Source organism: Enterobacter sp. 18A13 (assembly GCF_007035975.1).
Classification (GTDB): domain Bacteria; phylum Pseudomonadota; class Gammaproteobacteria; order Enterobacterales; family Enterobacteriaceae; genus Enterobacter; species Enterobacter vonholyi.
The window spans coordinates 4,236,394-4,245,446 of sequence record NZ_AP019634.1 but is presented as its reverse complement, the minus strand read 5'-3'; the positions used below and the strand labels follow the sequence as shown (position 1 = coordinate 4,245,446).

13 protein-coding genes are annotated in these 9,053 nt (G+C 50.7%); 12 read left to right on the top strand and 1 reads right to left on the bottom strand.

Annotated elements, in window-relative coordinates; all coding sequences use genetic code 11:
- The first annotated feature begins 24 nt into the window (after positions 1 to 24).
- From FOY93_RS20590 to bfr, 10 genes are all read left to right on the top strand, one after another.
- Positions 25 to 747, top strand: a complete 723-nt coding sequence (locus tag FOY93_RS20590) for a helix-turn-helix transcriptional regulator (RefSeq protein ID WP_003861697.1) — start codon at positions 25 to 27, stop codon at positions 745 to 747.
- The gene (gene tusD, locus FOY93_RS20585; protein ID WP_115876878.1) at positions 747 to 1,133 is read left to right on the top strand and encodes a sulfurtransferase complex subunit TusD; all 387 of its coding nucleotides are present in this window, start codon (positions 747 to 749) and stop codon (positions 1,131 to 1,133) included. The genes FOY93_RS20590 and tusD overlap by 1 nt, the downstream gene beginning before the upstream one ends.
- Positions 1,133 to 1,492, top strand: coding sequence for a sulfurtransferase complex subunit TusC (gene tusC / locus FOY93_RS20580; RefSeq protein ID WP_111963791.1), 360 nt, complete (start codon positions 1,133 to 1,135; stop codon positions 1,490 to 1,492). Before tusD ends, tusC begins: the two co-directional genes overlap by 1 nt.
- 7 nt (positions 1,493 to 1,499) lie before the next feature.
- Complete coding sequence (tusB, locus tag FOY93_RS20575; protein ID WP_045909310.1) at positions 1,500 to 1,787, top strand: sulfurtransferase complex subunit TusB; 288 nt, start codon at positions 1,500 to 1,502, stop codon at positions 1,785 to 1,787.
- A 124-nt stretch (positions 1,788 to 1,911) separates the two neighbouring features.
- Entirely contained in the window at positions 1,912 to 2,286 is a 375-nt protein-coding gene (gene rpsL, locus FOY93_RS20570; RefSeq protein ID WP_000246815.1) for a 30S ribosomal protein S12, read from the top strand.
- Positions 2,287 to 2,382: 96 nt separating this feature from the next.
- Positions 2,383 to 2,853 (top strand): 30S ribosomal protein S7, encoded by a 471-nt coding sequence (gene rpsG / locus FOY93_RS20565; protein WP_004106370.1) that lies wholly within the window; start codon positions 2,383 to 2,385, stop codon positions 2,851 to 2,853.
- Positions 2,854 to 2,949: 96 nt separating this feature from the next.
- A complete protein-coding gene (gene fusA, locus FOY93_RS20560; protein ID WP_008503004.1) occupies positions 2,950 to 5,064 on the top strand; it encodes an elongation factor G in 2,115 nt (704 codons plus the stop codon).
- A 69-nt stretch (positions 5,065 to 5,133) separates the two neighbouring features.
- Complete coding sequence (tuf, locus tag FOY93_RS20555) at positions 5,134 to 6,318, top strand: elongation factor Tu (RefSeq protein ID WP_014068448.1); 1,185 nt, start codon at positions 5,134 to 5,136, stop codon at positions 6,316 to 6,318.
- A 179-nt stretch (positions 6,319 to 6,497) separates the two neighbouring features.
- Entirely contained in the window at positions 6,498 to 6,692 is a 195-nt protein-coding gene (gene bfd, locus FOY93_RS20550) for a bacterioferritin-associated ferredoxin (RefSeq protein ID WP_008503493.1), read from the top strand.
- Positions 6,693 to 6,764: 72 nt separating this feature from the next.
- Complete coding sequence (gene bfr, locus FOY93_RS20545; protein ID WP_143345607.1) at positions 6,765 to 7,241, top strand: bacterioferritin; 477 nt, start codon at positions 6,765 to 6,767, stop codon at positions 7,239 to 7,241.
- On the opposite strand, the gene FOY93_RS20540 is transcribed toward bfr, so the two are convergent.
- Complete coding sequence (locus FOY93_RS20540) at positions 7,225 to 7,698, bottom strand: prepilin peptidase (protein WP_133295476.1); 474 nt, start codon at positions 7,696 to 7,698, stop codon at positions 7,225 to 7,227. The two genes, bfr and FOY93_RS20540, sit on opposite strands and share 17 nt — an antisense overlap.
- A 380-nt stretch (positions 7,699 to 8,078) precedes the next feature.
- On the opposite strand from FOY93_RS20540, the gene rpsJ reads away from it, so the two are divergent.
- Both rpsJ and rplC read left to right on the top strand, forming a co-directional pair.
- Positions 8,079 to 8,390 carry a 30S ribosomal protein S10 gene (rpsJ, locus tag FOY93_RS20535; RefSeq protein WP_001181005.1) on the top strand — a complete coding sequence of 104 codons (312 nt, stop codon included), beginning with the start codon at positions 8,079 to 8,081 and terminating at the stop codon, positions 8,388 to 8,390.
- A gap of 32 nt (positions 8,391 to 8,422) precedes the next feature.
- Positions 8,423 to 9,052, top strand: a complete 630-nt coding sequence (gene rplC / locus FOY93_RS20530) for a 50S ribosomal protein L3 (RefSeq protein WP_003863274.1) — start codon at positions 8,423 to 8,425, stop codon at positions 9,050 to 9,052.
- The last annotated feature ends 1 nt before the right edge of the window (position 9,053 follow it).

Sequence of the window (9,053 nt, the reverse complement as noted above, 5' to 3'; positions counted from 1 at the left end):
CTCCTGAAAAGGAGTGTTTTTTTCATGTCCAGGTCGCTTTTAACCAACGAAACCAGTGAACTTGATTTGCTGGATCAACGTCCTTTCGATCAGACCGACTTCGATATTCTGAAATCCTATGAAGCGGTAGTGGACGGGTTAGCGATGCTCATTGGCTCCCACTGCGAAATCGTATTGCACTCCCTGCAAGATCTGAAGTGTTCCGCCATCCGCATTGCGAATGGTGAGCATACTGGCCGTAAAATTGGTTCGCCAATCACCGACCTTGCATTGCGTATGTTGCATGACATGACCGGCGCGGACAGCAGCGTCTCCAAATGCTATTTCACCCGCGCCAAAAGCGGCGTGCTGATGAAATCAGAAACTATCGCGATTCGAAACCGCGAGCATCGTGTGATTGGGCTGCTGTGCATCAACATGAACCTTGATGTGCCTTTCTCGCAGATCATGAGCACCTTTATTCCACCAGAAACGCCGGATGTTGGCTCTTCTGTTAACTTTGCCTCTTCCGTCGAAGATCTCGTCACTCAGACGCTTGAGTTCACCATTGAAGAAGTGAATGCCGATCGCAACGTCTCGAACAACGCCAAGAATCGCCAGATCGTGCTCAATCTCTATGAAAAAGGGATTTTTGATATTAAAGACGCCATCAACCAGGTGGCCGATCGTCTGAACATCTCCAAGCACACGGTCTACCTCTATATTCGCCAGTTCAAAAGCGGTGATTTCCTGGGACAAGATAAGTAATGCGTTTTGCGTTAATGGTGACAGGCCCGGCGTACGGGACTCAGCAGGCCAGCAGCGCGCTGCAGTTTGCGCATGCGCTGCTGGCGGCCGGACATGAGCTGGCGAGCGTCTTCTTCTATCGGGAAGGGGTGTACAACGCGAACCAGTTTACGTCGCCGGCGAACGATGAGTTTGATGTGGTGCGCGGCTGGCAGGCATTAAACGAAAAGCAGGGCGTAGAACTGCACATCTGCGTGGCGGCGGCACTGCGCCGCGGCGTAACCGATGCAACCGAAGCTGCGCGTCTTGGTTTATCGGGTTCTAACCTGCAGCCCGGTTTTTCGTTAAGTGGTCTGGGCGCGCTGGCACAGGCGGCGTTAACCTGCGACAGAGTGGTGCAATTCTGATGAAGCGTGTGGCATTTGTTTTTAAGTCTGCGCCGCACGGCAGCGCTTCTGGCCGCGAAGGGCTGGATGCGTTACTTGCAACGTCCGCGCTGACCGAAGATATCGGCGTCTTCTTTTTGGGGGACGGGGTGTTTCAGCTTTTGGCTGGGCAACAGCCTCAGGCCATTCTGGCGCGGGATTACATCGCTACCTTTAAAGTGCTGCCGCTGTACGACATCGAAACCCTTTATGTCTGCGCCGATTCGCTGGCCGCTCGCGGTTTGGATGATAAGACGCCTTTCGTGCTGGATGTGACAGTCCTGTCTTCAGCTGCATTGCGCGAACACCTTTCCCACTACGACACCGTTCTGACTTTCTGAGGCTGATATGCTCCATACTCTGAGCCATTCACCGTGGCAATGTGATATCGACGCGTTACTGAGTATGCTGCGCGACGGTGATGACCTGCTGCTGATTCAGGATGGCGTACTTGCTGCACTGGAAGGCAGTCGTTTCGTTGAAATTCTCACGAATGCCCCCATAACAGTCTCTGCGCTGAAGGACGATCTGGATGCGCGGGGTCTTTCTGGTCAAATTTCAGCCAAAATTGACGTGGTTGGCTATACTGATTTCGTCAATCTTACTGTGACGCACGCCAGTCAAATGAACTGGTGATTTGAGATCGCTGTATATTTCTTGACACCTTTTCGACGTAGCCCTAAAATTTCGCGTCCTCATATTGTATGAGGTCGTTTTATTACGTGTTTACGAAGCAAAAGCTAAAACCAGGAGCTATTTAATGGCAACAGTTAACCAGCTGGTACGCAAACCACGTGCACGCAAAGTTGCGAAAAGCAACGTGCCTGCGCTGGAAGCCTGCCCGCAGAAACGTGGCGTATGTACTCGTGTATATACCACCACTCCTAAAAAACCAAACTCCGCACTGCGTAAAGTATGCCGTGTGCGTTTGACTAACGGTTTCGAAGTGACTTCCTACATCGGTGGTGAAGGTCACAACCTGCAGGAGCACTCCGTGATCCTGATCCGTGGCGGTCGTGTTAAAGACCTTCCGGGTGTTCGTTACCACACCGTTCGTGGTGCGCTGGACTGCTCAGGTGTTAAAGACCGTAAGCAGGCTCGCTCCAAGTACGGCGTGAAGCGTCCTAAGGCTTAATGGTTCTCCGTTAAGTAAGGCCAAACTGATTTATCTTAATGTCACACTAAACTCTTTGAGTTTTGGACAATCCTGAATTAACAACGGAGTATTCCCATGCCACGTCGTCGCGTCATTGGTCAGCGTAAAATTCTTCCAGATCCGAAATTCGGATCAGAACTGCTGGCAAAATTTGTAAATATCCTGATGGTAGATGGTAAAAAATCTACTGCAGAAGCAATCGTATACAGCGCGCTTGAGACCCTGGCTCAGCGTTCTGGTAAAAATGAACTGGAAGCTTTCGAAGTCGCTCTCGACAACGTTCGCCCAACTGTAGAAGTTAAGTCCCGCCGCGTTGGTGGTTCTACTTATCAGGTTCCAGTTGAAGTTCGTCCGGTCCGTCGTAATGCCCTGGCAATGCGTTGGATCGTTGAAGCTGCTCGTAAACGCGGTGATAAATCCATGGCTCTGCGTCTGGCGAACGAACTTTCTGATGCTGCAGACAACAAAGGTACTGCAGTTAAGAAACGTGAAGACGTTCACCGTATGGCAGAAGCCAACAAGGCGTTCGCACACTACCGTTGGTAATCCCTTCGGAGTCTTAGTCACCAGGCGGGCGCTTCAGAGAAGCCGCCCGCTCTGGGTAACTTAACTGAACGCCTAAAGATATAAACGAGGAATCAAATGGCTCGTACAACACCCATCGCACGCTACCGTAACATCGGTATCAGTGCGCACATCGACGCCGGTAAAACCACTACTACCGAACGTATTCTGTTCTACACCGGTGTAAACCACAAAATCGGTGAAGTTCATGACGGCGCAGCCACCATGGACTGGATGGAACAGGAGCAGGAGCGTGGTATCACTATCACCTCCGCAGCGACTACTGCATTCTGGTCAGGTATGGCTAAGCAGTACGAACCGCATCGCGTAAACATCATCGACACCCCAGGGCACGTTGACTTCACCATTGAAGTAGAACGTTCCATGCGTGTTCTTGACGGCGCGGTAATGGTTTATTGCGCAGTTGGTGGTGTTCAGCCACAGTCTGAAACCGTATGGCGTCAGGCGAACAAATATAAAGTTCCACGCATCGCGTTCGTTAACAAAATGGACCGTATGGGTGCTAACTTCCTGAAAGTTGTTGGTCAGATCAAAACCCGTCTGGGCGCGAACCCTGTTCCGCTGCAGCTGGCAATTGGTGCTGAAGAAGGCTTCACCGGCGTTATCGACCTGGTGAAAATGAAAGCCATCAACTGGAACGATGCAGACCAGGGCGTTACCTTCGAATACGAAGATATCCCAGCTGCAATGCAGGACCTGGCTGACGAATGGCACCAGAACCTGATCGAATCCGCTGCTGAAGCTTCTGAAGAGCTGATGGAGAAATACCTGGGTGGTGAAGAACTGACTGAAGAAGAGATCAAAAAAGCTCTGCGTCAGCGCGTTCTGAACAACGAAATCATCCTGGTAACCTGTGGTTCTGCGTTCAAGAACAAAGGTGTTCAGGCGATGCTGGATGCGGTAGTTGACTACCTGCCATCCCCGGTTGACGTTCCTGCGATCAACGGCATCCTGGACGACGGTAAAGATACTCCGGCTGAGCGTCACGCAAGCGACGAAGAGCCATTCTCTGCACTGGCGTTCAAAATTGCTACCGACCCATTCGTGGGTAACCTGACCTTCTTCCGCGTTTATTCTGGTGTGGTTAACTCCGGTGACACCATCCTGAACTCCGTGAAAGCGGCGCGTGAACGTTTTGGCCGTATCGTACAGATGCACGCTAACAAACGTGAAGAGATCAAAGAAGTTCGTGCGGGCGACATCGCTGCAGCTATCGGTCTGAAAGACGTGACCACTGGTGACACCCTGTGTGACCCGGATCACCCGATCATTCTGGAGCGTATGGAATTCCCTGAGCCGGTAATCTCCATCGCAGTTGAACCAAAAACCAAAGCTGACCAGGAAAAAATGGGTCTGGCTCTGGGCCGTCTGGCGAAAGAAGACCCATCATTCCGCGTATGGACTGATGAAGAATCTAACCAGACCATCATCGCTGGTATGGGTGAACTGCACCTGGACATCATCGTTGACCGTATGAAGCGTGAATTCAACGTTGAAGCGAACGTGGGTAAACCTCAGGTTGCTTACCGCGAAGCGATTCGCGCGAAAGTTACCGACATTGAAGGTAAACACGCTAAGCAGTCTGGTGGTCGCGGTCAGTACGGTCACGTTGTGATCGACATGTACCCACTGGAGCCGGGCTCTAACCCGAAAGGTTACGAGTTCATCAACGACATCAAAGGTGGTGTAATTCCTGGCGAATACATCCCTGCCGTTGATAAAGGCATCCAGGAACAGCTGAAAGCGGGCCCTCTGGCTGGCTATCCGGTTGTTGACATGGGTGTTCGTCTGCACTTCGGTTCTTACCACGACGTTGACTCCTCTGAACTGGCGTTTAAACTGGCTGCGTCTATTGCCTTTAAAGAAGGCTTTAAGAAAGCAAAACCAGTTCTGCTTGAGCCAATCATGAAGGTTGAAGTAGAAACTCCTGAAGAGAACACCGGTGACGTTATCGGTGACTTGAGCCGTCGTCGCGGTATGCTGCGTGGTCAGGAATCCGAAGTAACTGGCGTTAAGATCCACGCTGAAGTTCCGCTGTCTGAAATGTTCGGATATGCGACTCAGCTGCGTTCTCTGACCAAAGGTCGTGCATCATACACCATGGAATTCCTGAAGTATGATGATGCGCCTAACAACGTTGCTCAGGCCGTTATTGAAGCCCGTGGTAAGTAATCCACAGGATTAAAACCTAAGTCCCGTGCTCTCTCCAGAGGGGAGAGCACTATAGTAAGGAATATAGCCGTGTCTAAAGAAAAATTTGAACGTACAAAACCCCACGTCAACGTTGGTACTATCGGCCACGTTGACCATGGTAAAACTACCCTGACTGCTGCAATCACTACCGTTCTGGCTAAAACCTACGGTGGTTCTGCTCGTGCATTCGACCAGATCGATAACGCACCAGAAGAAAAAGCTCGTGGTATCACCATCAACACCTCTCACGTTGAGTACGACACCCCGACTCGCCACTACGCACACGTAGACTGCCCAGGCCACGCCGACTATGTTAAAAACATGATCACCGGTGCTGCGCAGATGGACGGCGCGATCCTGGTTGTTGCTGCGACTGACGGCCCAATGCCTCAGACTCGTGAGCACATCCTGCTGGGTCGTCAGGTAGGCGTTCCTTTCATCATCGTGTTCCTGAACAAGTGCGACATGGTTGATGACGAAGAGCTGCTGGAACTGGTAGAGATGGAAGTTCGTGAACTGCTGTCTCAGTACGATTTCCCAGGCGACGATACTCCAATCGTTCGTGGTTCTGCTCTGAAAGCGCTGGAAGGCGAAGCTGAGTGGGAAGCGAAAATCATCGAACTGGCTGGCTTCCTGGATTCTTACATCCCAGAACCAGAGCGTGCGATTGACAAGCCATTCCTGCTGCCAATCGAAGACGTATTCTCCATCTCCGGTCGTGGTACCGTTGTTACCGGTCGTGTAGAGCGCGGTATCATCAAAGTTGGTGAAGAAGTTGAAATCGTTGGTATCAAAGAGACTGCGAAGTCTACCTGTACTGGCGTTGAAATGTTCCGCAAACTGCTGGACGAAGGCCGTGCTGGTGAGAACGTTGGTGTTCTGCTGCGTGGTATCAAACGTGAAGAAATCGAACGTGGTCAGGTTCTGGCGAAGCCAGGCTCAATCAAGCCACACACCAAGTTCGAATCTGAAGTGTACATTCTGTCCAAAGACGAAGGCGGCCGTCATACTCCGTTCTTCAAAGGCTACCGTCCACAGTTCTACTTCCGTACAACTGACGTGACCGGTACCATCGAACTGCCAGAAGGCGTTGAGATGGTAATGCCAGGCGACAACATCAAGATGGTTGTGACTCTGATCCACCCAATCGCGATGGACGACGGTCTGCGTTTCGCAATCCGTGAAGGCGGCCGTACCGTTGGCGCGGGCGTTGTTGCTAAAGTTCTGGGCTAATTAATTATCCCCGAATAAAAAAGGACGCTTCGGCGTCCTTTTTTGTTTTCTGCCGCTCAGGTATTTGTCACAAAATTTCGCATTTTTTGCCTGCTCCCGCCCCGCATTCTGGCGTTTGTGCTATTGTAATCATAACCATTCTCACTTACACTTTGCGCATAATTTGAACGGGAGTTTATATGTACGTTTGTTTATGTAATGGTGTAAGCGACAAAAAAATACGTCAGGCCGTTCGCCAGTTCCAGCCCCAGTCATTCCAGCAGCTTCGCAAATTTGTTCCGGTGGGAAATCAATGCGGTAAATGTGTACGTGCTGCGCGAGAGATCATGCAGGACGAACTGATGCAGATCCCGGAATACAAAGAGATCGCGTAAGCGCCCATCTTTTTTTTGACATCCCTGTAGCCCGATCTACGCTTCAATGAGTGGAAGCGGAGGGACTATATAATGAAAGGTGATGTTAAAATCATAAGTTATCTCAATAAATTATTGGGAAATGAGCTTGTCGCAATCAACCAGTACTTTCTTCACGCGAGAATGCTCAAAAACTGGGGACTCAAACGTTTAAACGACGTTGAGTACCATGAATCTATAGATGAGATGAAACACGCTGATAAATATATCGAGCGTATTTTATTCCTTGAAGGCATTCCAAACCTGCAGGATCTCGGCAAGCTGGGCATCGGAGAAGATGTCGAAGAGATGCTGCGTTCCGACCTCAGGCTGGAGCTTGAAGGTGCCAAAGATCTCCGTGAAGCCATTGCATATGCTGACAGCGTACATGACTACGTCAGTCGCGATATGATGATCCAGATCCTGGCCGATGAAGAAGGCCATATTGACTGGCTGGAAACGGAGCTGGATCTCATTGCTAAAATTGGCCTGCAAAACTATCTTCAGTCACAGATTAAAGTGGAAGAATAAGCAACGTCTTCCAGCCAACGCATAAACCCGCTGCTGCCAGAAATGGCCCAAAAGGCAGCGGGTTTTTTATTGCCTTCTTATCAGGGCGGATTAACGAAAAAACAAGAATGCAGAGAAGCGCCATCAGTGCTGCAAGCAACGCCAGCGTAGGCAGTACGCACCAGCCATGCCATGCGCCAAGCGCAGCCAGGTATTTTACATCGCCATATCCCATACCTTCACGCCGGCAGATAAACCAGTAGCCCCAGTAAATAATGGCAAAGGCAATATATCCGGCCATCGCACCCACCACCGCACGTGGCAGAAAATCCGGATGGATACAGAGCTGAAAGAGCAGGCCCGCCCATAGCAGCGGGCAGAGAAATTTATCGGGAAGCAGACCGTAGCGAATATCGGCATGTACCAGTAAGGCAGTCAGCGAAAGATAGATCAGCAGAAAGGGGAGGGTGGTTAGCATGAAAAAGGCCTCAAGCGGGTTTGCGCGCATACTCGTTATAATCGGCCTTGCCGGCAACGCATAAAAAACGGAGATGCGTAGCGGCTCGAAACAAAGCATCGACGCAGATTACATTGCATAAAATGTTGCGCGCTCTTATGAATACTGCGCCTCTGGCGCTTAATTTCTAAACGGCACTTGCGTCTTGCCCAGATTTACGTATAATGCGCGGGCTTGTCGTAATTGACGGCGGGTTCAATCAGAACCAGAGTAGCTCATTTTGTTACTCAACAATGCTCCCAATTGGGGAGCTACGTAAGAACGGTTACACTCTCCCATCAATCGTAATGGGTTTGAGGAGTAATCATTTTCGTTTATAAAATAATTGGAGCTCTGGTCTCATGCAGAACCAAAGAATCCGTATCCGCCTTAAAGCGTTTGATCATCGTCTGATCGATCAATCAACCGCGGAAATCGTCGAGACTGCTAAGCGCACTGGTGCGCAAGTCCGTGGTCCGATCCCGCTGCCGACCCGCAAAGAGCGCTTCACCGTTCTGATCTCTCCGCACGTTAACAAAGACGCGCGCGATCAGTACGAAATCCGCACTCACAAGCGTCTGGTTGACATCGTTGAGCCAACTGAGAAAACCGTTGATGCTCTGATGCGTCTGGATCTGGCTGCCGGTGTAGACGTGCAGATCAGCCTGGGTTAATCAGGTCATCGAGCGATTGAGAGGTTGAAACAATGATTGGTTTAGTCGGTAAAAAAGTGGGTATGACCCGCATCTTCACTGAAGATGGCGTTTCTATCCCAGTAACCGTAATCGAAGTTGAAGCAAACCGCGTTACTCAGGTTAAAGATCTGGCTAACGATGGCTACCGCGCTATTCAGGTTACCACTGGTGCTAAAAAAGCTAACCGTGTAACCAAACCAGAAGCGGGTCACTTCGCTAAAGCTGGCGTAGAAGCTGGCCGTGGTCTGTGGGAATTCCGTCTTGCTGAAGGCGAAGAGTTCACCGTAGGTCAGGACATTAGCGTTGAGCTGTTTGCTGACGTTAAAAAAGTTGACGTAACCGGTACCTCTAAAGGTAAAGGTTTTGCTGGTACCGTTAAGCGCTGGAACTTCCGTACCCAGGACGCTACTCACGGTAACTCCTTGTCTCACCGCGTTCCGGGTTCTATCGGTCAGAACCAGACTCCGGGCAAAGTGTTCAAAGGCAAGAAAATGGCAGGTCAGCTGGGTAACGAACGTGTAACCGTTCAGAGCCTGGACGTAGTACGTGTTGACGCTGAGCGCAACCTGCTGCTGGTTAAAGGTGCAGTTCCGGGTGCAACCGGTAGCGACCTGATCGTTAAACCAGCTGTGAAGGCGTAAG

Excerpts from the sequence above, each read along its gene's own strand:
- tusB (WP_045909310.1), top strand. The coding sequence starts at position 1,500 with ATGCTCCATACTCTGAGCCATTCACCGTGGCAATGTGATATCGACGCG.
- FOY93_RS20540 (WP_133295476.1), bottom strand. The coding sequence starts at position 7,698 with ATGCTAACCACCCTCCCCTTTCTGCTGATCTATCTTTCGCTGACTGCC.
- FOY93_RS20590 (WP_003861697.1), top strand. The coding sequence starts at position 25 with ATGTCCAGGTCGCTTTTAACCAACGAAACCAGTGAACTTGATTTGCTG.
- rplC (WP_003863274.1), top strand. The coding sequence starts at position 8,423 with ATGATTGGTTTAGTCGGTAAAAAAGTGGGTATGACCCGCATCTTCACT.
- fusA (WP_008503004.1), top strand. The coding sequence starts at position 2,950 with ATGGCTCGTACAACACCCATCGCACGCTACCGTAACATCGGTATCAGT.
- rpsL (WP_000246815.1), top strand. The coding sequence starts at position 1,912 with ATGGCAACAGTTAACCAGCTGGTACGCAAACCACGTGCACGCAAAGTT.
- bfd (WP_008503493.1), top strand. The coding sequence starts at position 6,498 with ATGTACGTTTGTTTATGTAATGGTGTAAGCGACAAAAAAATACGTCAG.
- tusC (WP_111963791.1), top strand. The coding sequence starts at position 1,133 with ATGAAGCGTGTGGCATTTGTTTTTAAGTCTGCGCCGCACGGCAGCGCT.
- tusD (WP_115876878.1), top strand. The coding sequence starts at position 747 with ATGCGTTTTGCGTTAATGGTGACAGGCCCGGCGTACGGGACTCAGCAG.
- rpsJ (WP_001181005.1), top strand. The coding sequence starts at position 8,079 with ATGCAGAACCAAAGAATCCGTATCCGCCTTAAAGCGTTTGATCATCGT.
- rpsG (WP_004106370.1), top strand. The coding sequence starts at position 2,383 with ATGCCACGTCGTCGCGTCATTGGTCAGCGTAAAATTCTTCCAGATCCG.
- bfr (WP_143345607.1), top strand. The coding sequence starts at position 6,765 with ATGAAAGGTGATGTTAAAATCATAAGTTATCTCAATAAATTATTGGGA.